The following is a 21,352-nucleotide window of genomic DNA, read 5'->3' as shown; positions in this document are numbered from 1 at the left end:
TTTCCTGTGAGGCAAGTAGCTGGTACTTTCCTGTGAGGAAAGTACCGGGACGACGAGAGACGGCCGATGACCCAGCACGACGCCCATGCATCACTCGACGACATCCGCCGGATGCAGAACCGGACCCGCGAGGAGTACAGCCGCCACGGCTTCGCCCGCCCTTACGTGCTGGTCTCGGCGGTGCTCCTCTTCGTCATGTTCGCCTCCGCCGATCTCCCGCGCCCCTGGAACGCGGTCGTCGGCATGGTCGTGCTCGTGCTGGCGGTGGCCCTGCTGGTCGTCCACCAGCTCCGCGCCGCGGTCCGAAGGAGGCCCACCGGCCTGGAGCTGCTGTTCTACGTGGGCGCCGCCGCGGTCCTGCTGACGATCTTCTCCGCCTTCCAGATCGGCGCCTTCGCGCTCGGCCTGCCGGCGCCGAACGTCATCGCCGCCGCCGCTCTGGCCCTGACGAGCGTGGCGGCGGCGCGCCCGGGGCGCCGGGTCTTCGAGGCGATCATGCGGCGTGAGGGCGACCGCGGCTGATGGACGCCTCCTTCGACGAGTTCCTGCACGTCCCGGCGCGGCTGTCGATCCTCGCGCTGCTGGCCCCGGCCGGCTGGGTGGAGTTCGCCTTCCTGCGCGACAGCGTCGACACCAGCGACTCCGCGCTGTCCAAGCAGATCTCCGCGCTCGCCGGCGCCGGATACGTCTCGGTGCGCAAGGGCCGGGACACCGTCGGGCGGCGCACCCACGTGCGACTCACCTCCCAGGGACGGCGGGCGTTCCAGCGCCACGCGGCGGCGCTGGAGAGGATCGTCGCGGCGGCGCGGGTGCCGGGGGAGGGCGCCGAGGTGGGCGCGGAGGAGATATAGGCCTGGTGATGACACAGGTCACGTCGCGGACGCGAACGGGGCCCGCACCGGTGGTCCCGACCCGTCGGCCCACCGGCCGGGCACGGGTGAGGTCTACGCCTCCAGGCTGGTCGGGGCGAGCGGGCTCAGCGGCCTCCGGCCAGGGTGGACACCGCGTCGGCGAAGGCCCGGGGGGCCTGCAGGGGGACGAAGTGCCCGGAGCCGGGGACGGTGATCAGTCTGACGTCGGAGAACCACTCGTTCACCCGGTCGGACCACTCCACCGGGAACAGCGGGTCCCGCTCGGGCCAGAGCATGACGGTCGGCACCCGCACGGGCTGGTCGGCGGCGTAGCTGCGGTTGGCGCGGTACCAGGCGACGCTCCTGGTGAAGGCCCCGGGGCGCGAGTAGGCGGCGACCAGCGCCTCGAACGCGTCGCCGGCGGCCATGCCCTCGTCCCGTGACCAGGTGCGCCAGAAGTGGGCCAGGTAGGCACGGATCGCGGGCTCGTCGCCGTCGAGGAGCCGGTTGGAGACGTCGAGGCGGTGGAAGTGCTGGTACCAGAACTGCGCCTGGTGCGCCGGCTGGAACGGCCGGTCGCCGACCCCGGGGTAGGGGGGCGTGACGACGAGACCCCGCACGGCGTCGGGGGCGCGCCGCGCCAGCGCCTGCGCGATGCGGCTGCCGATGTCGTAACCGGCGATCACCGGACTCTGGACGTCGTTCTCCCGCAGCATTCGCAGCAGCCGCTCCGCGTGGGCGTCCGCCGCCGCCTCCCGCTCCGGCGCCCCGGACCCGAAGTCGAACAGATCGGGCACGAACACCCGCGCCGACCCCTCGATCAGCGGTACGACCAGCCGGTAGTCCGAGGTGCCCCCCGGCCACCCATGCAACAGGACCACCGCGTCCGCGCTCTCCGTCATGCCGCGATGATCTCACTCCCGCCAACCGCGCCCCAGACCGGCTCGCCGCCCCCCTCGCCTCCACCCCTCGGTGGTCGCCGCCGGCCGGATGAACCGGTGACCGGTTGTAGCGCTCATCAGCCCTTGATCGCGCCGGCTTCGACGCCCTTGAAGAAGAAGCGTTGCAGGACGGCGAAGACGGCCACGATCGGCAGGAAGGCGATCATGGTGCCGGCGGCGATGAGGCGGGGGTTGGAGGTGAAGGTGCCGTTGAGGTACTGCAGGCCGACGGTGAGGGTGTACTTGTCGGGGTCGGTCAGCACGATCAGCGGCCACAGGAAGTCGTCCCAGGCGTAGATGAACGAGAAGATCACCACGACGCTGAGCATGCCGCGCACGTTGGGCAGCCCGATGTGCACCAGGCGCTGCCACACCGTGGCGCCGTCGATGATCGCGGCGGAGTCGATGTCCTTCGGGATCGACAGGAACGCCGTGCGCATCAGCAGCACGTTGAGCATCTGGAGCGCCCCCGGGAGCGCCACCCCGACCAGCGAGTCGGCGAAGCCGAGGCCCCGGACGATGACGTACTGGGAGATGATCGTGACCTCGCCGGGCAGCACCAGCGTCGCGAGGAAGAGCCCCAGCGCCGGCTTGGACCCCCGGAAGCGCAGCTTGGCCAGGGCGAAGCCCGCGAGCGTCGCCCCGACCGCGTTGCCGGCGACCACGATGAAGGCGACGAACAGCGAGTTGCCGGCGTACGCCCACACGGGGATCGTCTCGGTCACCTCGGCGTAGTTGCCGAGGGTCGGCTGCTGGGGGATGAAGCTCGGCGTCTGCGTGTAGACGTCCTCGCCGATGCCCTTGAGCGACGTCGAGAGCTGCCACAGGAACGGCCCGATGGTGATGACCAGCACGAACACCAGCAGCGTGTAGCGGACCACCTTCTCCACAGGCGAGACGCCGTTGAACCCGCGACCACCGCCGGCCATCATGCCCCCTTCCGGTTGAGCCGCATCAGCACGAGCATCGGGCCGACGGTGACCACGAACAGCAGGACGCTGAGCGCCGAGGCGTAGCCGAGCTGCCCGGTCAGCCCCTGGCCGTACATCTGGATGAGCATCACGAGCGACATGTCCCGGCCGCCGGGGCCGCCCGTGCCGTTGGAGAGGATGTACAGCTCGGAGAAGACCCGCAGGCCGAAGACGGCGATCAGCACCGAGATGAGCAGCATCGTGTTGCGCACCCCGGGCACGGTGACCGAGACGAACCGGCGCACCCGGCCGGCGCCGTCCACGGCGGCGGCCTCGTGCAGCTCCCGGTTGACGTTGCCGAGCGCCGACATGTAGATGACCATGTAGTAGCCCAGGCCCTTCCAGACCGTCAGGCTGATCGCGCTGAACAGCAGCAGCCAGCGGTCGGTGAGGAACGGCAGCGGCCCGCTCAGGAAGCCGAGCCGTTCGGCCATGCCGTTCACCAGGCCGCGGTCGTCGAGCAGCCAGCCCCAGATGAGCCCGACCACGACGGCAGAGGCGATCACCGGGGTGTAGAAGGCGATGCGGAAGAACGTGATCCCGCGCAGCCTCTTCTCGACCAGCACCGCGAGCAGCAGGGGCAGGAACGTGAGCAGCGGAAGGCAGACCGCCATGTAGACGATGCTGTTGACCAGCGCGTCGACGAGCTGCCGGTCGTCCAGCATCCGCGTGTAGTTGTCCAGGCCCACGAAGCCGCCGCCGCCGAGCGGCTTGGCGTCGGTGAACGACAGGATCACCGTGTTCACGGCCGGTAAGGCGGAGAAGACCACGAGCCAGACGGCGGCCGGTGCGATCAGCACCCACGGGGTGAACCAGCGCTTGTGCGTCATTTCATCTCCTGCGCGACGGGTGCGGGGCCGCCCGGCCCCGCACCCGTCGCGGATCTACGTCAGCCGTTGAGAAGCTGGTCGCACTTGGCGACGGCGTCGTCGAGCGCCTTCTGTGAGGACTCGTCGCCGCTGATCGCTAGCGCGAACTGCTGGTCGACGAAGTCGCTCATCGCCTGCGTGACCTGCACGGGCTGCAGGATCTTCGCCTTGGCCAGCGAGGTGAACGCGATGACCTTCGCGTCGCCCGAGTGCGTGCCGTCGCTCTGGCTGAAGAACGGGTCGCTCGCCGACGCCTTGGTGCTGGGGAAGATGTTGACGAGGTGGGCGAAGGCCGCCTGGTTCTCCGCGTTGGTGACCCACCGCGCGAGCGCGATGGCCGCAGGCAGGTTCTTGGTGCTCTTGGGGATCGACAGGCCCTGCACGTAGAGCGGCGGAGTGCCGAACGCGGGCGAGGGGACGACCTTCGGGGCCAGCGACGGGTTGTCGGTGGCCAGGCTGGTGATGTAGTTGCCGCCGGCCGTCGTCCAGGCGACCGTCCGGGAGTTGAACAGCGCCGTGTTGCCCGCGTACTTGGTGGTAAGCACGTCGCGGGGCATGAGGCCCTGCTTGAACGCGTCACGGTACTTGTCGAGGATGGCCGCGGCCTCGGGGGTGTTGAACGTGAAGCTCTTCCCGTCGGGCGCCATGACCTGCACACCCGCGTTGGTCAGGTCGATCAGCGTGGGCTTGCGGCTCATCAGGTAGGCCTTGCCGCCGGACCTCTCCTTCATGACCTTCGCCTGGGCGATGAGGCCGTCGAGGTCGGTGGGGAGCGCCTCGGGGTCGAGCCCGTTCTTCGTGAGCAGCTCGGTGTTCCAGTAGTTGACGTCGGTGTTCAGGTACCACGGGTACCCGTACACGCCGTCGAAGCCGGCGTAGCGGTAGCCCTCCACGCCGCCGGGGACGTAGTCCTCGGCGACCTTCGGGTCGGCGGCGGCGACGTCGACCAGCAGCCCGTTCTTGACCAGCGGCAGCGCGAAGTCGGGCGGCAGGTTGGTCACGTCGGGCAGGCTGCCTCCGGAGGCCTGGGTCAGGACCTTCTCGGAGTACCCGTCGCCGGGCTGGTCGAGCCACTGCACCTCGACCCCGGGGTACTTCTTCTCGAAGGAGTCGATGACGCCCTGCACGTAGTCGGTGAACTTCGGCTTCAGCGCCCACGTCTGCAGGCTGACCTTGCCCTTCACCTCGCCCGAGGCGCTCGCGGCCGGAGCGCTGGAGGTCTCGGGGCCGCCGAGCCCGCACGCCGCCAGCGTCGACAGCGCCACCGCGGCCGCCGCCAGCCCTACCCAGTTTCTTCCCATGACCTCTCCTGCCATGACCGGTCCGCCGTGCGGGCGCCCGGCCCGCCGCGGGTTCCCGCTCCGCGAGCCCGGCCACGGAACCTGTGACGGGTGAACCGGCCACCGTTCACAGCCCGCCGGTCACCTCGGTTACTAAACCGCTCTAGTGACTGGGGACTATCCACCTCACTAGACTCCGATGTCAAGGGTTGAGACGAACCCCCGGGTTCCGAGACCCTTCGGTGCGACGGGCCGCAGGCGAGGCCGGGCCCGCCGCCGCACGCCGGGCGAGGCGCGGGCCCGGCGGGCCCGTGCGACCCGGCACCCCTGGAAGAGTTGGGAAAGGTGAGTCGTGGCGCGACCGACGATCGAGGACATCGCCCGCCGCGTCGGGGTCTCCAAAGGCGCGGTGTCGTTCGCGCTCAACGGCCGGCCCGGCGTCAGCGAGGCGACGCGGGCCCGCATCCTGCGGGCCGCCGAGGAGATGAACTGGCGCCCGCACACCGCGGCCCGCGCCCTCGGGGGCGCGCGCGCCGGGGCCGTCGGCCTCGTCATCGCCAGGCCCGCCCGCGCCATCGGGGTGGAGCCGTTCTTCGCCCAACTGCTGTCCGGCCTGCAGGCGGAGCTGTCGGCCAGCTCGGTCGCGCTGGAGCTGATGGTCGTCGAGGACACCGAGGCCGAGATCGAGGTCTACCGGCGCTGGGCCTCCGAGCACCGGGTGGACGGCTTCATCCTGGTCGACCTGAAGCTCCGCGACGCGCGCCCCAAGGTCGTCGAGGACCTCGGCGTGCCGGCGGTCGTCCTGGGCGGCCCCGGGGCCCACGGGACGCTGTCCAGCGTGTGGGCCGACGACCGCGAGGCGATGCTCTCGATCGTCGACTACCTCGCCGCGCTGGGGCACCGGCGCATCGCCCACGTGGCGGGGCTGCCGGCGTTCCAGCACACACAGCGCCGCATGCGCGCGCTGCGCGACTCGGCGCGGCGGCTCGGGCTGACCGGCGTCGCCTCGCTGCCGACCGACTTCAGCGACGCCGAGGGGGCGGCGGTCACCCGCACGCTGCTGTCGCGCGCCGAGCGGCCCACCGCGATCGTCTACGACAGCGACCTCATGGCCGTGGCCGGGCTCGGGGTGGCCGCCGAGATGGGGGTCGCCGTCCCGGCCGAGCTGTCGATCGTCGCCTTCGACGACTCGGTGCTCACGCGCATCGTCCACCCCGCCCTGACCGCGATGTCGCGCGACACCTTCGCGCTCGGCCGGGAGGTGGCCGAGGCCATGCTGGCCCTGGTCGCCGACCCCGCCCGGCGGGTGAACCGCAAGACGCCCACCCCCCGGCTCACCGTCCGCGAGAGCACCTCGCCGCCGCCCTTGGCAGATTCAACTAAAGCGGTTTAGGCTGCCAGGGCCGAGCGCGGCGGACGTCCGCCCCGCGCCGCCCTGCCGCCGGAGGACGTGTGACACCGCAACCGCCCAGCCAAGCCCCGCTCCGCTTCGGGGCGAACTACGTGCCGTCGGCCGGGTGGTTCTACAGCTGGCTCGACTTCTCGGCGGACGACGCCCGCCGCGACCTCGCCGACCTCGCGGGCATCGGGCTCGACCACGTGCGCGTCTTCCCGATCTGGCCGTGGATCCAGCCCAACCGCACGCTGATCAGGCAGCGCGGCGTCGACGACCTGCTCAGCCTCGTCGACGTCGCCGCCGAGTTCGGCCTCGGCGTCTCGGTCGACCTGCTGCAGGGCCACCTGTCGAGCTTCGACTTCCTGCCGTCCTGGGTGCTCACCTGGCACCGGCGCAGCCTGTTCACCGACCCGGCGGTGCGCGACGGCGTCGCCGCGTACGTCGACCGGCTGACCCGGGAGGTGGCGACCCGCGACAACGTGTTCGCCGTGACGCTCGGCAACGAGGTCGACAACCTGTGGCCGTCCAACCCCACCACCCCCGAGGACTCCACCCGCTGGGCCGCCGAGCTGCTCGACGTCGCCCGCTCCGCCGCGCCGCGCCTGCTCGCCCTGCACTCGGTCTACGACGCGACGTGGTACGACCCCGGCCACCCGTTCCGGCCGGTCGACGCCACCGACCTCGGCGGCCTGACGACGGTCCACTCCTGGGTGTTCAACGGCGTCTCGGCCGTCGACGGGCCGCTCGGCCCGGCCACCGTCTCGCACGCCGACTACCTCGTGGAGCTGGCGGCGGCGAGCGCGCTCGACCCGGCGCGGCCGGTCTGGCTGCAGGAGGTCGGCGCCCCGCGCCCCGACATCGGCGAGCGCGACGCGCCGGCGTTCGTCCGGGGGCTGCTCGACGCGGTCACCCCCAACCCGGCGCTGTGGGGCGTCACCTGGTGGTGCTCGCACGACCTCGACCGGAGCCTGGCCGACTTCCCCGACCGCGAGTACGACCTGGGCCTGTTCACCGTCGACCACGAGATCAAGCCGGCCACCCGGGAGCTCGCGGCGGTCGTCGCCGAGTCGCGCGCCGGCCGGCCGGCGCCGGCGCCCCGCCCGGCGCTGGTGTGCGGCGTCGACCTGCGCACCCAGCCCGAGCGGCGGGGCGAGGTGGCGCCCGGCAGTGAGTTCCACGCCGAGTGGGTGCGGCTGCGCCAGGTCGGGCCGCTCGCCATCGTCGGCGCCGACCGCGCGGCCGACCCCGCCTACCTCGCCGCCCGCGGCATCGACGCCGTCCTGACCCCGGCCTGATCCCGCTCGTGCCGTCCCCCGGGCGACCCCGGGCGACGCCGCCCGGTTCACGCGGGCGGCGGGCCCCGACCCCGGCAACCCCCCTCCCCGGCATCGCGAAGGAGCCCCCCATGCGACGAAGAGTGTCATCCGTGCTGGCCGCGGCGCTGACGGTCACGGCGCTCGCCGCCGCGCCCGCGCAGGCCCGGCCGTCCGGACAGGACGGCACGGCCACGGCGCCCGCCCCGGGCGGGCAGCCGCTCGCCTCGTACTGGTACCCGGACACGCTCCTGCGCTGGGACCCCGCCACCGACCCCGACGCCCGCTTCAACCGTTCGTTCACGCCGCTGCGGCCCCGCGCCGCCGACCCGGCGCTCAAGGCGAACGCCGGCGCCCGGGCGGGCGAGGGCCGCATCGCCTCGCTGGTCTCGTTCGGGCCCACGTCGGGCAACCCCTCCCAGGGCTCGCCCGACTCCGACTACTACGCGTTCGGGCACTGGCAGTACGTCGACAAGCTCGTCTTCTGGGGCGGGTCGGCCAGCGAAGGGCTGATCCTCGCGCCGAACGCCACGGTGATCGACGCCGCGCACCGCAACGGCGTGAAGGTCTACGGCAACGTCTTCTTCCCGCCGACCGTGTACGGCGGCGAGCTGCGGTGGGTCCGCGACTTCGTCCAGAAGGACGGTTCGCGCTTCCCGGTCGCCGACAAGCTGGCCGAGGTGGCCGAGTACTACGGGTTCGACGGCTGGTTCATCAACCAGGAGACCGAGGGCGCGGACGCCGAGCTGGCCACGTCCATGCGCGACCTGATCAAGTACGCCCGCGCCGAGAGCCCGAAGCTCGACTTCATGTGGTACGACGCGATGACCGAGGACGGCCCGGTCGACTGGCAGAACGCGCTCACCCCGGCCAACGACGCCTACCTGGCCGACCCCGCCCCCGTCTCGCACTCGATGTTCCTCAACTTCTGGTGGACTCAGGAGGGCCTGGCCGCCTCGCGCGACCGCGCCAGGGCGCTCGGCCGCAGCGAGTACGACCTGTTCACCGGCATCGACACCGAGTCCAGGGGATACGACACGCCCGTCGCCTGGGACGCCCTGTTCCCGCCCGGCCGGCCGCACGTCACCTCGCTCGGCCTCTACCGGCCCGAGTGGACGTGGAAGTCGTCCAGCGGCCGCGCCGACTTCTACGCCAGGGACTCGCGCTACTGGGTCGGCGCCAACGCCGACCCCTCGAACACGGAGACCACCTCGCCCTGGAAGGGCCTGGCCTCCTACGTCGCCGAGTCGACGCCGGTGACCGCCAAGCCGTTCGTGACCGGCTTCAACACCGGCCAGGGCGACTTCTACAACGTGGCCGGCGCGCGGGTGGGCACCGGCGGCTGGAACAACCTGTCCCTGCAGGACGTGCTGCCCACCTACCGCTGGGTGGTGTCGTCGAGTGGTACCAGGCTGACCCCGTCGATCGACTTCGGCGACGCCTACGAGGGCGGCTCCTCGCTGCGCCTGTCCGGGCGGCTCGACGCGCCCAACACCGTGCGGCTCTACCAGACCCGGCTGCCGGTGGCCGCCGACACCAAGCTGTCCGTCGTGGTGAAGACGCCGCGGGCCGGCGCGACCAACCTCAAGGCCGCCGTCGCCTTCACCGACGCGCCCACGAAGTTCACCACGATCGACCTCGGCCCCACCCGCGGCGCCGGCTGGGAGCGCAGGACGCTGAACCTGTCGGCCCACCGCGGGAAGACGATCGCGCAGATCGGCCTGCGAGCCTCCGCGCCCGCCACGGTCGCCTCCTACGACGTGCGCGTCGGCCAGATCGCCGTCTACGACGGCGCGGTCGAGCGGCCGAGCCCGCCGATCAGGCCGTCCGTCCTCGGCACGGCCGACCTCACGCCCGCCGGCAAGTCGGTGCGCCTGTCGTGGACGCCGCCCAGGCACGGGTCCGTGCACCACTACGACGTGTACCGGCGTTACCCCGACGGCACGCGCGCGTACCTCGGCGGCACGCCCAACCACGTCTACTTCGTCCCCCGGCTCGACCGGGCCGGCGCCGAGACCGCCACCACGATCGAGGTGGAGGCCGTGTCGGCCGAGTACGGCCGCTCGCGTGCCGCCAGGACCACCGTGACCTGGTAGGGGCGACGCCGTCCGGGGCCACCCCCGGCCGGCGCACCCGGACGCGACGCACGACGCCGGCCGCCCCACGAGCCAGGGGCGGCCGGTCAGGAAAGAGAGGAACAGACCCCGTGCCGGTCACCATCACCGCCGTAGAATCCACCGACCTGTTCGTCGGCACCGAGGACGCCGCCCGCCAGGTGCTCCGCGTGACCCTCGACGGCCCGCCCGTCCGCGTCACGGTGACCGGCCCCGGGGTCGCGGGCGAGGCGACCGGCACGGGAGTGGTCGAGGTGCCGCTCGACGTCGCCGCCCCGGTCACCGGCGCCGAGCTGCCGGTGACCGTCACCGCCGGGGAGGCGAGCGCCGAGGCCGTCGTGACCGTGGCCGAGCCGGGCTGGACGATGTTCCTGGTCTCGCACTTCCACTACGACCCGGTGTGGTGGAACACCCAGGCGGCCTACACCTCGCCCTGGGAGCTGCTGTCGGGCGACGCGACCACCCGGCCGCTGTGGGAGCGCAACGGCTTCGCGCTGGTGGACGCGCACCTGGACCTGGCGCTGCGCGACCCGGTGTACCGGTTCGTGCTCGCCGAGATCGACTACCTGAAGCCGTACTTCGACCTGCACCCCGAGCGCCGCGCCGACCTGCGCCTGCTCATGGAGCGCGGCCAGGTGGAGCTGGTCGGCGGCACGTACAACGAGCCGAACACCAACCTCACCGGCGCCGAGACCACGATCCGCAACATCGTCTACGGCGTCGGGTACCAGCGCGACATCCTCGGCGGCGACCCGCGCACCGCCTGGCAGCTCGACGTCTTCGGCCACGACCCGCAGTTCCCCGGCTATCTCGACGCGGCCGGCCTGACCGGCTCGGCCTGGGCGCGCGGGCCGTTCCACCAGTGGGGCCCGATCCAGAAGAACTTCCGCGAGTCGAAGAACGACGCCCGGGTCATGCAGTTCCCGAGCGAGTTCGAGTGGATCTCGCCGTCCGGCCGCGGCGTGCTCACCCACTTCATGCCGCACCACTACTCGGCCGGGTGGTGGATGGACTCCTCGCCGGACCTGCCGTCGGCCGAGCAGGCCGTCTACGAGCTGTACGCCAAGCTGAAGCCGGTGGGAGCGACCAGGAACCTGCTGCTGCCGGTCGGCACCGACTACACGCCGCCGAACAAGTGGGTCACCGAGGTCCACCGGTCGTGGGCGGAGAAGTACGTGTGGCCGAGGTTCGTCTGCGGCACGCCGCGCGACTTCCTGGACGCCGTCCGGGCCGAGCTGGCGGCGACCGGGCGGCGGCCGAGCCCGCAGACCCGCGACATGAACCCCGTGTACACCGGCAAGGACGTGTCGTACATCGACACCAAGCAGGCGCAGCGGGCCGGCGAGGTCGCGGCCGTCGACGCCGAGAAGCTCGCCACCCTCGCCGCGCTGGAGGACCTCGGGACCTACCCCGGCGCGGCGCTGGACAAGGTGTGGCGCCAGCTCGCCTACGGCGCGCACCACGACGCGATCACCGGGTCGGAGTCCGATCAGGTGTACATCGACCTGCTGTCGGGCTGGCGCGAGGCGCACGACCTGGCCGCCGGAGTGCGGGACGCCGCGCTCGCCGCGCTCGCCGGGCGGGTGGACACCACCGGGGACGGGGTCCCGGTCGTCGTCGCCAACACGCTGTCGTTCGACCGCTCGGCCCTGGTCGCCGTGCGGCTCCCGGACGGCCTGGAGGGCGGGCGGGTCGTCGACGACTCCGGCGCGGAGGTCGCCTGTGTGGTCGACCGGGGCACGCTGCGGTTCCACGCGCGTGACGTGCCCGCCATGGGGTGGCGCACCTGGCGGCTGCTGCCCGGGACGTCCGCCGAGGAGCCGGCGTGGGCTCCGGCCGGCGGCGCCGTCATCGAGAACGAGCGTTACGTCGTCACCGCCGACCCCGCCCGGGGCGGCGGGCTGCGCAGTGTCTACGACAAGGCGTCCGGCCGCGAGCTGGTCCGCGACGGTCACGTCGGCAACGAGCTGCGGGTGTACGAGGAGTACCCGGCGCACCCGGACTTCGGCGAGGGGCCGTGGCACCTGATCCCGCGCGGGCCGGTCGTCGGGTCGTCGGAGTCGCCGGCGACCGTGCGGGCCGAGACCAGCCCGCTGGGCTCGCGCCTGGTCGTCACGGGCACCGTGGACGGCATCGGCTACCGGCAGACCGTCACCCTGTGGCACGGCGTCGACCGGGTCGACTTCGGCACCCGGGTCGTCGACCACGCGGGCGCCGACCGCCTGCTGCGCGTGCGCTTCCCCGTCGACCTGCCGGGCGCGCTGCCGGTCAGCGAGGTCGCGGGCGCCGTCGTCGGGCGCGGCTTCGCGCTGCCGGACGTCGACTCCGCCGAAGCGCCGTGGACGCTGGACAACCCGGCCAACACCTGGTTCGGGCTCAGCTCGACGGCCCGCGTCTCGCTCGCCGACCCCGGCGGTACGCCGCTGGGCGACCGGGCGCTCGGCGTCGCCGAGGTCGTCGTACCGGCCCTGGACGACGCCGCCGACGCCCGCGACCTGGTGGTCGCGCTGGCCCGGGTGGGCGTGACCGCGACGACCGCGAGCGCCGGGTGGGCCCGGTACGGCTGGCTCGACGTCGACTCCAACCTGCCGGACTTCCGGATCGTGATCGGCGGGCCGCAGACCAACGAGGCGGCGCGCGACCTGCTCCAGGCCGCCGGCGCGGAGTACGCCGAGACGCTGGCCAGGCACGGACGTGTGTGGGTTCCGGCCGGGAAGCCGCTGCACGAGGTGTGGCGGCCCAACGCCGACCTGCGCGACCTGCGGGCGCTGCCGGCGCTGGTGGTCACCGACGCGGCGGCGCTCGCGGCCGACCTCGCCGACGCGCGGGTCTCGGCGGTGTGCCCCGGGCCGGTGCCCGAGCCGGAGGTGCTGACCGACCACACGGTCGGGCTGCTCACCTTCGGGCTGCCCGGATTCGCCGTCGACCCGACCGGCGCCATGCACCTGTCGCTGATGCGGTCGTGCACCGGGTGGCCGTCGGGCGTGTGGATCGACCCGCCGAAGCGCACCGCGCCCGACGGGACGTCGTTCCAGCTACAGCACTGGACGCACGACTTCTCCTACGCCCTCGTCTCCGGCGACGGCGACTGGCGCGCCGCCACCCTGCCCGCGCGCGGCCAGGAGTTCAACCACCCCCTCTACGCGGTGCTCACCGACGCGCACGAGGGCCCGCTGCCGCCCACCAGGTCATACCTCCGGGTCGAACCCGCCCGGGACGTGCTGCTCGGCACGGTGAAGCCCACCGGCGACCCGATCGCCCAAGGCTCCGCCGCCCCCGTCGACCCTTCGCGCGGCGTCACGCTGCGACTGATGGAGTCCACCGGCCTGGCGACGACCACCCGCCTCACCGGCGCCCTCGACCTCACCGCCCTACGCACCGCCGACCTCCTGGAACGCCCCGGCGACCCGCTCACCGGCCCCATCGAGCTCACCGGCTCGGAGGTCGCGACCGTCATCGCCGTCCCGGGCACTCCCCGCCCCGGCGCGCCCACCCCGGTCGACGGCACCCCGCCCGCTCCGGGCCACGGTGTACCGGCGCCCCCGCAGCACGGCGTTCCCGGCGAGCCGGGCCATGGGGCGCCCGCTTCGGCGGCGCATGCTGGCGACCCGGCCTCCGGGGGTGGTGGTGGGGGGACGCTCGGGCCGGTGACCCAGGGCGCCCAGCTCAGATCGGTGGCCGAGGGCGGCCGGCTCGGGCCGGTGGCCGAGATCGCCCAGCCCGTGCACGCGCGGTACTGGCTGCACAACCGGGGCCCGGCGCCGCTGGGCTACCTGCCGGTCTCGGTCGCGGTGTCGCCCGGGCTGGCGCGCGCCACGGGCGGCGAGCCGGTCGAGGCGTCGGTGGTGATCAGCTCGCAGCTTCGCGACGCCGCCGTGGAGGGCGCCGTCGTGCTCGTCGCGCCCGAGGGCTGGACGGCGACCCCCGCGCGCCGTCCGTACCGGCTCGAACCGGACGGCCACCTGCGCTTCCCGGTGACGCTCACGCCGCCCCCGGGCGTGGAGCCCGGGTTGTACTTCCTCGCCACCCGCATCGAGCACGACGGCCAGAGCGTCGAGGACGTCGCGACGATCGCCGTCGGCGACCTCCCCGGGCTGCTGCCGGTGCCCGGCGCCATCCCCGAGGACTGGGCGGCCGCGCAGGGGACGACCGCGGGCATGGCACGGGACACCGGGTTGTCGGTCGACGTCGTCTCCACGTCCGTGCGCGTCGAGCCGGGCGGGCGGGGCGCGCTCGGCGTGACGCTGGCCAACTGGACCCGCGGTGAGATCAGGGGCGAGCTCCAGGTCGTCTCCCCCTGGGGGACGTGGGACGCCATCGCCGCCCCCGTCCGGGGGTTCACGCTCGCGGCGGGCGCCGAAGGCACCGTCACCTTCGACGTCACGGTTCCGCGCGACGCCGACCCCGGCTCCTACTGGGCGCTGGCCAAGGTGATGTGGTTCGGCCGCTGCCAGTACGCCCCGACCGTGAAGGTGGTGGTGGCCCCATGACCCCACCCACCTCTCCGGCCGTGGAGGTGGCGGCTCCATGGCCCCCGCGCACCTCTCCTGCCGTGGAGGTGGCGGCCCCATGGCTTCCGTGCACCTCCCCCACCGTGGAGGTGGCGGCCCCATGGCTTCCGCCCACCTCCCCCACCGTGGAGGTGGCGGCCCCGTGACCGCCGCCCACCTCCCCTCCATGCCACCCCCACCGGACCGCACGTCCGCCGACCCGGGGCCCCGCGATCCGGCCGCCCCGGCCGGCGTCCCCCCGGCGCGCCGCGACCCGGCCGCCCGGGCCCCCGGTCCGGTGGGTGGTGACCCGTCCCTCACGAGCACGGACGCGCTGAACGGCGACCCGTCAGTCACGGTCACCGGCCCGCTGGGCGGTGAGCCGTTCGGCTTCGACGACGGGCGGTTGCTCGGGTGGCTCGACGGGCGGCCGCTGGGGCGCGGCGACCTGCAGCGGCGGCTCGCCGCTCTGCGCGGCGGGCCCCGGGCGTCGGCGCTGCCCGAGCCGGGGAGTGCCGAGGACCGCCAGCTCACCCGCTGGGTCGCCCAGGTCATGCTCACCGAGCTGCTGTGCCGGGCCGAGGCCGCCGAGCGGGGGCTCGACACGGACGCTGCGGCGCCGGTGCGCCTCGACCAGCGCGCGGCCGTGGAGCTCGGCTCGATCACCGCCGCCGCCTTCGAGGGCAGCGCCGCCGTACGGGCCGTGTACGAGGCGGTCACCGCCGACGTGACCGTTCCCCCGGAGCAGGTGGCGGTGTACGCGGCGGCCGTCAGCCGCCCCGAGGGCCCGGTGGAGTGGCGCCTGTCCACGCCAGGCGGCGAGTTCGACGCGGCGCCCGGCACGCTGCCCGGACGGCTGGCGGACGCGCTGGCGGCGGCCGGCCCCGGCGCGACCGTCACCGTGGACGGCGACACCGTCACCTTCCTCGGAACGCGGCGTCCCCAGGCCGAACCGCCGCCCCACGACCGGCACCTCCTGGAGGCGGCCCGCCGCCTCGCCTTCGTCCGCTGGCTCGACCACGCCCGCGCCCACCGGCTCCGCTCCGTCCCCGGCCTCGAACACCCCGGCGACCCCGCCCAGCCGGACAACCACCACCGCCACTGACCAGCCGATCGCGCGGTATCTTCCACGCTGCCTGACGCTCATTCGTCCGCCCCCGGAAATGGTGCCTTCGGCGCGCTTTGTCAGGGGCGCCCGTCGAGCTGAGTGAGGGTCGCCTTTAGAAAGCGTGCCGAAGGCACCATTTCGAGGCGGCGGTCGGCCTGTGAGAGATGGGGTGGACCTTCGTGTGCGCCTGGGGTCGGTGGTCATGGGCCGGGCGCCGTACGCGGCGCCGACTTCGCCGTTCCGCGACCCGCCGTACCGGCGCCGGGTGGTAGCCCCTGGGGGCGGGGGTCTCGGTGTGGTGGCTGGGGGTGGTGGTCGCGGGTGGGGCGCAGTATGCGGCGTCGGCTTCTTTGTTCCGCGACCGGGCGTACCGGCGCCTCGGGAAGGGCGGGCGCTCGGGGGGATCTTCGCCTGAGGCGGGGTGGATGGCCGTGGAGGGCTTCTGTGGAGCTTGGCGACCCGGTCAGGTCATCGACTGGCGGTGTTGTCCACAGGGGTGGAGGGCGCTTGTGTACAGGGTTTCGAACCTGTGTACGACTCTGTGGATACTGTGGATAACTTCTCGAACCCCGGGCGGAAAGCCGGGCTCATCCTGGGTGGACTTTCGGCTGATACGCGCCGGGGTTTTGGGCCGGTCGGCCGATTCGGGAGTGGGGCTGGGCGGGCCAGGGTCGTGTGTATGAGTGAGATCGTGCTTTCTGGACGGCGGCTGGCCAAGCGGTTCGGGCCGGCCGTCGCTCTCGCGGGGGTGGACGTCGCCATCGGGCGCGCGGAGGCCTTGGCGATCATGGGGCCGAGCGGGTCGGGCAAGTCCACCCTGTTGCACTGCCTCGCGGGCGTCATGAAGCCCGACTCCGGCGAGGTGCATCTGCTGGGCCAGCGCATCGACACCGTCCGCGAGCGGGAGCGCAGCGCGCTGCGGCGCACAAAGTTCGGGTTCGTGTTCCAGTTCGGGCAGCTTCTGCCGGAGCTGCCCGCCGAGGAGAACGTCGCGCTGCCGCTCATGCTCGGCGGCACGGCGCGGGCGCGGGCCGTGCGTGAGGCGCGGGAGTGGTTCGGGCCGCTGGGTCTCGGCGGGATGGAGGGGCGGCGGCCGGGCGAGCTGTCCGGCGGGCAGGCCCAGCGGGTGGCGATCGCCCGCGCGCTCGTCACCCGGCCCGCCGTGATCTTCGCGGACGAGCCCACCGGCGCGCTCGACCAGGCCACCGGCCACGAGATCATGCGCATCCTGGTCGAGGCCACCAAGCACAACGGCGCTTCGCTCGTCGTCGTCACCCACGACCCCGAGGTCGCCCGTTGGTGCGACCGCGTCGCCGAGGTCCGCGACGGCATGATCCTCCCTGGTCACGCCGTGGGCCGGGACGGTATGGGCCTTTCCCGTCACGTGGAGGGCCGCGAGGGGATGGGGAGCTCCGGTCACGCCGGGGGCCGGGAGCAGGGGCGTACGCGTGTGCTGCCCGGGTTCGAGGGGAGCGACGCGTGAGGAACCTGCTTGAGCTGAGCTGGCGGCTGCTTCGTGGCGGCGGGCGGCAGGCGATGCTGGGGACGTGGCTGACGGCCGCGGCGGTGGCGGTGTCGTCGGCGCTGCTGCTGTTCGCGGTGGCCGCCAACGTGGCCTTCGGGGCGAGGGCGGACCGCGAGGCGTGGCGTCACCCGGTGGCGGCGGCGGGAACGCCCGTCGCGATCGAGGCCACGTCCCAGGACCACGTACGAGACCGGATCATCACGATCGTGGACGTCGCGCCGCTGCGCGAGGCCGCGGGGGTGCGGCCGCCCGGCATGAGCCGCATGCCCAGGCCCGGCGAGGTGTGGGTGTCCCCGGGGCTCGCGGAGCTGATGGCCGGCCTGCCGGCGAAGCAGCTCGCCGAGCGCTTCCCCGGCAAGGTGGCCGGCACGCTCGGGGACGACGGGCTGCTGTACCCGGGCGAGCTGGTCGCCGTCGTCGGACGCACGCCCGCCGACCCGGCGATGACGGCCTCCCGGGCCGACCAGCCGCTGACCACCACCTCGCCGACGAAGATCGCCGACTTCGCGGGGAAGGCCGGCGACGAGATCACCGTGTACCGGATCATGGCGCTGATCGCGAGCGTGCTGATGGTCGTCCCGCTGCTCGTGTTCGGCGGCGCGGCGGCCCGGCTGACGGTGGCGCGCCGCGACCAGCGGCTGGCCGCGCTGCGGCTGGTGGGGGCGACACCGGGGCAGGTCGTCCTGATGACGGTCGCCGAGGCGGTGATCACGGCGTTCGGCGGCGCCGTGCTGGGCCTGGCGCTGTACGGCGCGGCCGCCCCCCTGCTGGGGCGGATCCGGATGGCCGGCGGGTCGTGGTTCGCCGCCGACCTGTGGCCGGGGGTGCTGCCCGTGCTCGGCGTGCTGCTGGCCGTGCCGTTGCTGGTGGGCCTGTCGGCGGTGGTCGGGCTTCGGCGGGTGGTGGTCAGCCCGCTCGGGGTGGCGCGACGTCAGACGCCGCCCGCGATGCGGTTCGTGCGGGTGGTCGCGCTGCTGGCGATCCTGGCCGCCGTCCCGGCGGCCTTCCGGAACACCTCGGCGGCGGTCGTCGCGATCGTGCTCGCGCTGGCGTTCCTCGCCCTCAACCTGGTCGGCCCCTGGGTGGTGGGCGTCATCGGCAGGACCACCACCCGCACGGCCCGGAGCCCCGCCCGGCTGCTGGCCGGCCGCCGCCTGGTCGACGACCCGAAGTCGGCCTGGCGGACCGTCAGCGGGGTGGCGCTGACCGGCTTCGTCGCCGGGTTCATCGGCCTGCTGAGCCCGTCGTCCGACCTGCTGGGCGAGCCGCCCGCCACGACCGGCCTGCGCCTGACGGTCCCCGCCGCCCAGGCGCCCGCCCTCGCCGGGCAGGCCGAGGACCGGCTCGCCGGGGCCGGGATCGACGCCCGCGTCGAGGTCTCCGGCAGCTCCGGCGACTCCGGCGACTCCGGGCGGCGGATGCTCACGATCACCCTGCCCCCGGCCGCCGGCGCCGCGCGGACCGACACCGCCCGTACCGCGCTCGCCGGCCTGGTGCCCGGGCGGATCGCCACCTCGCCGGTGGACGAGCGGGTCCTGGGCGACCAGCTGCTCGACGACGTCCGCACCGGGACGCTGATCGTGCTCGGCGTCTCCTTTCTGGTGGCGATCGCGAGCGCCGGCATCACCGCCGCCTCCTCGGTGCTCGACCGGCGCCAGGCCTACGCGCTGCTGCACCTGGCCGGCACCCCGCTCGAAGTGCTCGACAGGGCCAGGCGCGCCGAGACCCTCGTCCCGCTCGCGGTGATGGGCGGCGGCTCCATCGTGACCGGCATGTTCTGCGCGCTGCCGTTCGTCCCCGCGGTGATGAACGTGACCGGCGCGCTCACGCTGCTGGTAACGGTGGCCGTGGGCTTCGCCGGGGTCGTCGGCGCGGGCGCCCTCTCACGCCCCCTGCTTCGCTCGGTCACCGCGAACCCGGCCCCCCGCCCCGACTGACCCGGCGCCCGCCCCGGCGGCGCCGGACCGGCCGAAGCGGTCGAAGCGGTCGCCGAAGACGGTGACGGCGATGACGAGCAGGAACGCGACCAGTACGACGACGGTGCGCACCGCGTGCAGCGTCTCCCACCGTTGCAGCACCAGCTCGTGGCCGGGCGGGGCCGAGGTGAGGGACCACTCCTTGATCCGGGCGTGCAGCGGCACGTTGCCGAAGCGGGTGATCAGGAACACGGCCACGGCCAGGGCCGTCGCGCCGGCGGCCAGCAGACGCGGCACGCCGCGGGTGACGACGGCGAGGGCGAGGGAGCTGAGCACCGTCACCGCCATCAGCGCCTGCATGACGTAGCCGTTCACCTCCATCAGCGCCGAGTGGAAGGTGAGGCGCACGTCGAGCGGGACGGCGTGGAACGCGTACACGACGTTCACGGCGCCGTAGAAGAACGCGCCGGTGAGCAGGCCGAAGAACAGCAGCGTCAGCGTTTTGACGGACCGGACCATGAGGGGGTCTCCTGTGCGGGCGGGAGGGAAGGGCACGCCCACGGCAAGAGCCCCGCGTCCGTGCGGGGCGCGGCGCGCGGCGACGCCATGGGGCGACTGCATGGGGCGATCGTCCCCCGGGCGGCCGTCCCCGGTCGTCGGGCCGGGGAGGGCTCCCTCGGCTACGTCACCGAGCGCAGGCGCGGGCGTGACTACCACGCGGCGAGTAGCGCGGGATCCGACCCGGCGCCGAAGAGGACGGTCCGATCGAGCCCTACTGTGCAGGGATGAGGCCTGAGCTCGCCTGGCGACCACTGGCGGCCGACGTGACCCTCGCGGCGGGCGTCGGCGCGCTGCTGACGGCCGGCGCGCTGTCGGCCCCCGACACGCGCCCCCTCGACCACCTCGCCATCGCGGTCGCCTCGCTCGCGCTCGTCGCCTGGCGCAGGGCCCCGGCGACCGTCCTGGTCGTCACCACGGCGTGCATGCTCTTCTTCGCGATCCGCACCAACCCCGGGCCGCCGGCCGCCTTCCCCGTGCTCGTCGCGATCTACGCCACCGCCCGGGCGGGCCACCGGGTGCCCACGGTGGTCGCCGCCGCCGCGTTCCTGGGCGGCGCCGTGCTGGCCGGCCTGGCCGGGGCCACCGAACGGCCCGTCCAGGATCTGATGGACCGCACGGTGCTGCTGCTCGGCTGGTTCCTGGCCGCAGCCGTCGCCGGGACGGTCAGCAGACATCGGCTGGCCTTCGTGCACCAGGCCGAGCAGCGGGCCGCCGAGGCCGAGCGCACGCGGGAGGAGACCGCGCTGCGGCGCGCGGGTGAGGAGAGGCTGCGCATCGCCAGGGAACTGCACGACTCGCTCACCCACAGCATCTCGGTCATCAAGGTGCAGGCCGGGGTGGCCGTCCACCTCGCCCGCAAACGCGGGGAGGAGGTGCCGGGCGCGCTGCTGGCCATCGAGGAGGCCAGCGGCGAGGCCATGCGCGAGCTGCGCGCCACCTTGGAGGTGCTGCGCGACGACGCCGGCGCGTCGCGCGGCAGCGGGCTGGACCGGCTCGGCGACCTGGTCGACCGGGCCCGCTCGGCGGGCCTGCCCGCCACCGTCACGATCACCGGCGAGCCGCGGCCGTTGCCCGCCGCCGTCGACGGCGCCGCCTACCGCATCGTGCAGGAGGCGCTCACCAACATCACCCGGCACGCGGGCCGGGCGTCGGCGTCGGTGCGCATCGGCTACGCTCCCGGCGAGCTGATCGTGCAGGTCGACGACGACGGCGACGCCGGCCCGGACGCCTGCGCCGTCCCCGGCATCGGCCTGACCGGCATGCGCGAGCGCGTCACCGCGCTCGGCGGCCGGCTGCGCGCCGCGCCCCGGCCCGGGGGCGGCTTCACCGTCCGCGCCGAACTCCCCGTGAAGGACCCCTCATGATCCGTGTGCTGCTCGTCGACGACCAGGCACTCATCCGCGGCGGGTTCCGTGCCCTGCTGGAGGCGGAGGACGACATCGAGGTGGTCGCCGAGGCCGCCGACGGCGAGCGGGCCCTCGCGCTGGCCCGCCGGCACCTGCCCGACGTCGCGCTCGTCGACGTGCAGATGCCGGTCGTGGACGGCATCGAGGCGACCCGGCGGATCGCCGCCGACCCCGCCCTGAGCGGCGTCCACGTGGTGATCCTCACCAACTACGGTCTCGACGAGTACGTCTTCGACGCCCTGCGCGCGGGCGCGACCGGCTTCCTGGTCAAGGACACCGAGCCGGCCGACCTTCTGTACGGCGTCCGCGTGGCGGCCCGCGGCGACGCGCTGCTCGCGCCGGCCATCACCCGCAGGCTGATCGGCGAGTTCGTCGCCCGACGCCCCCGGACGTCACCCCCCGGCCTCGGCACGCTCACCAACCGCGAGCGCGAGGTCATGGCGCTGGTCGCCCAGGGCCTGTCGAACGACGAGATCGCCGCCCACATGGTGATCAGCCCCGCCACGGCCAAGACGCACGTCAGCCGGTCGATGACCAAGCTCCACGCGCGCGACCGCGCCCAGCTCGTCGTCCTGGCCTACCAGTCGGGCCTCGTCTCACCGGCGGAGTAG

The 21,352-nt window shown here is 73.8% G+C and carries 16 protein-coding genes; 11 read left to right on the top strand and 5 right to left on the bottom strand.

Features of this window, described 5'->3' with window-relative positions; genetic code table 11:
* Nucleotides 1-66 precede the first annotated feature (66 nt).
* Both PYR91_RS07885 and PYR91_RS07880 read left to right on the top strand, forming a co-directional pair.
* On the top strand, nt 67-522 hold the full coding sequence (locus tag PYR91_RS07885; RefSeq protein WP_279778588.1) for a hypothetical protein: 456 nt from the start codon (nt 67-69) through the stop codon (nt 520-522).
* Nucleotides 522-851 (top strand): transcriptional regulator, encoded by a 330-nt coding sequence (locus PYR91_RS07880; RefSeq protein WP_279778586.1) that lies wholly within the window; start codon nt 522-524, stop codon nt 849-851. Before PYR91_RS07885 ends, PYR91_RS07880 begins: the two co-directional genes overlap by 1 nt.
* A gap of 125 nt (nt 852-976) precedes the next feature.
* Here PYR91_RS07880 and PYR91_RS07875 read toward each other — a convergent pair whose 3' ends face one another.
* The 4 genes from PYR91_RS07875 to PYR91_RS07860 form a co-directional block, all read right to left on the bottom strand.
* Nucleotides 977-1,753, bottom strand: a complete 777-nt coding sequence (locus tag PYR91_RS07875; RefSeq protein ID WP_279778585.1) for an alpha/beta hydrolase — start codon at nt 1,751-1,753, stop codon at nt 977-979.
* A 116-nt stretch (nt 1,754-1,869) separates the two neighbouring features.
* Nucleotides 1,870-2,721 (bottom strand): carbohydrate ABC transporter permease, encoded by an 852-nt coding sequence (locus PYR91_RS07870; protein ID WP_279778583.1) that lies wholly within the window; start codon nt 2,719-2,721, stop codon nt 1,870-1,872.
* Complete coding sequence (locus PYR91_RS07865; RefSeq protein WP_279778582.1) at nt 2,721-3,593, bottom strand: sugar ABC transporter permease; 873 nt, start codon at nt 3,591-3,593, stop codon at nt 2,721-2,723. The genes PYR91_RS07870 and PYR91_RS07865 overlap by 1 nt, the downstream gene beginning before the upstream one ends.
* Before the next feature lie 59 nt (nt 3,594-3,652).
* The gene (locus PYR91_RS07860) at nt 3,653-4,933 is read right to left on the bottom strand and encodes an extracellular solute-binding protein (protein WP_279778581.1); all 1,281 of its coding nucleotides are present in this window, start codon (nt 4,931-4,933) and stop codon (nt 3,653-3,655) included.
* Between the two features lie 331 nt (nt 4,934-5,264).
* Between PYR91_RS07860 and PYR91_RS07855 the strand changes: the two genes are divergently transcribed.
* The 7 genes from PYR91_RS07855 to PYR91_RS07825 all read left to right on the top strand — a co-directional run bounded on the left by PYR91_RS07855 (nt 5,265) and on the right by PYR91_RS07825 (nt 18,795).
* Nucleotides 5,265-6,305 (top strand): LacI family DNA-binding transcriptional regulator, encoded by a 1,041-nt coding sequence (locus PYR91_RS07855; protein WP_279778579.1) that lies wholly within the window; start codon nt 5,265-5,267, stop codon nt 6,303-6,305.
* A 59-nt stretch (nt 6,306-6,364) separates the two neighbouring features.
* Nucleotides 6,365-7,603 carry a glycosyl hydrolase gene (locus PYR91_RS07850; RefSeq protein ID WP_279778577.1) on the top strand — a complete coding sequence of 413 codons (1,239 nt, stop codon included), beginning with the start codon at nt 6,365-6,367 and terminating at the stop codon, nt 7,601-7,603.
* Between the two features lie 110 nt (nt 7,604-7,713).
* The gene (locus PYR91_RS07845) at nt 7,714-9,717 is read left to right on the top strand and encodes a glycoside hydrolase (protein WP_279778576.1); all 2,004 of its coding nucleotides are present in this window, start codon (nt 7,714-7,716) and stop codon (nt 9,715-9,717) included.
* Nucleotides 9,718-9,827: 110 nt separating this feature from the next.
* Nucleotides 9,828-14,225: an NEW3 domain-containing protein gene (locus tag PYR91_RS07840; protein ID WP_279778575.1), complete on the top strand. Its 4,398-nt coding sequence runs from the start codon at nt 9,828-9,830 to the stop codon at nt 14,223-14,225.
* Between the two features lie 163 nt (nt 14,226-14,388).
* Nucleotides 14,389-15,330, top strand: coding sequence for a hypothetical protein (locus tag PYR91_RS07835; RefSeq protein ID WP_279778574.1), 942 nt, complete (start codon nt 14,389-14,391; stop codon nt 15,328-15,330).
* A 682-nt stretch (nt 15,331-16,012) separates the two neighbouring features.
* Nucleotides 16,013-16,816, top strand: a complete 804-nt coding sequence (locus tag PYR91_RS07830; RefSeq protein ID WP_347942943.1) for an ABC transporter ATP-binding protein — start codon at nt 16,013-16,015, stop codon at nt 16,814-16,816.
* Nucleotides 16,813-18,795 (top strand): ABC transporter permease, encoded by a 1,983-nt coding sequence (locus tag PYR91_RS07825; RefSeq protein WP_279778573.1) that lies wholly within the window; start codon nt 16,813-16,815, stop codon nt 18,793-18,795. Before PYR91_RS07830 ends, PYR91_RS07825 begins: the two co-directional genes overlap by 4 nt.
* Here PYR91_RS07825 and PYR91_RS07820 read toward each other — a convergent pair.
* Nucleotides 18,742-19,293, bottom strand: coding sequence for a DUF1772 domain-containing protein (locus tag PYR91_RS07820; RefSeq protein WP_279778572.1), 552 nt, complete (start codon nt 19,291-19,293; stop codon nt 18,742-18,744). The two genes, PYR91_RS07825 and PYR91_RS07820, sit on opposite strands and share 54 nt — an antisense overlap.
* Nucleotides 19,294-19,559: 266 nt before the next feature.
* On the opposite strand from PYR91_RS07820, the gene PYR91_RS07815 reads away from it, so the two are divergent.
* Both PYR91_RS07815 and PYR91_RS07810 read left to right on the top strand, forming a co-directional pair.
* On the top strand, nt 19,560-20,699 hold the full coding sequence (locus PYR91_RS07815) for a histidine kinase (RefSeq protein WP_279778570.1): 1,140 nt from the start codon (nt 19,560-19,562) through the stop codon (nt 20,697-20,699).
* The gene (locus tag PYR91_RS07810; protein WP_279778569.1) at nt 20,696-21,352 is read left to right on the top strand and encodes a response regulator transcription factor; all 657 of its coding nucleotides are present in this window, start codon (nt 20,696-20,698) and stop codon (nt 21,350-21,352) included. Before PYR91_RS07815 ends, PYR91_RS07810 begins: the two co-directional genes overlap by 4 nt.

The sequence above is a fragment of the Sphaerisporangium sp. TRM90804 genome (assembly GCF_029846175.1).
Classification (GTDB): domain Bacteria; phylum Actinomycetota; class Actinomycetes; order Streptosporangiales; family Streptosporangiaceae; genus Sphaerisporangium.
Note: the sequence above shows the minus strand (reverse complement) of the source record. Positions and strands in the feature narration are given on the sequence as shown.

Bases quoted from the DNA above. Each gene is read 5' to 3' on its own strand.
- PYR91_RS07885 (WP_279778588.1), top strand. From the start codon at position 67: ATGACCCAGCACGACGCCCATGCATCACTCGACGACATCCGCCGGATG.
- PYR91_RS07880 (WP_279778586.1), top strand. From the start codon at position 522: ATGGACGCCTCCTTCGACGAGTTCCTGCACGTCCCGGCGCGGCTGTCG.
- PYR91_RS07875 (WP_279778585.1), bottom strand. From the start codon at position 1,753: ATGACGGAGAGCGCGGACGCGGTGGTCCTGTTGCATGGGTGGCCGGGG.
- PYR91_RS07870 (WP_279778583.1), bottom strand. From the start codon at position 2,721: ATGGCCGGCGGTGGTCGCGGGTTCAACGGCGTCTCGCCTGTGGAGAAG.
- PYR91_RS07865 (WP_279778582.1), bottom strand. From the start codon at position 3,593: ATGACGCACAAGCGCTGGTTCACCCCGTGGGTGCTGATCGCACCGGCC.
- PYR91_RS07860 (WP_279778581.1), bottom strand. From the start codon at position 4,933: ATGGGAAGAAACTGGGTAGGGCTGGCGGCGGCCGCGGTGGCGCTGTCG.
- PYR91_RS07845 (WP_279778576.1), top strand. From the start codon at position 7,714: ATGCGACGAAGAGTGTCATCCGTGCTGGCCGCGGCGCTGACGGTCACG.
- PYR91_RS07830 (WP_347942943.1), top strand. From the start codon at position 16,013: ATGAGTGAGATCGTGCTTTCTGGACGGCGGCTGGCCAAGCGGTTCGGG.
- PYR91_RS07820 (WP_279778572.1), bottom strand. From the start codon at position 19,293: ATGGTCCGGTCCGTCAAAACGCTGACGCTGCTGTTCTTCGGCCTGCTC.
- PYR91_RS07815 (WP_279778570.1), top strand. From the start codon at position 19,560: ATGAGGCCTGAGCTCGCCTGGCGACCACTGGCGGCCGACGTGACCCTC.
- PYR91_RS07810 (WP_279778569.1), top strand. From the start codon at position 20,696: ATGATCCGTGTGCTGCTCGTCGACGACCAGGCACTCATCCGCGGCGGG.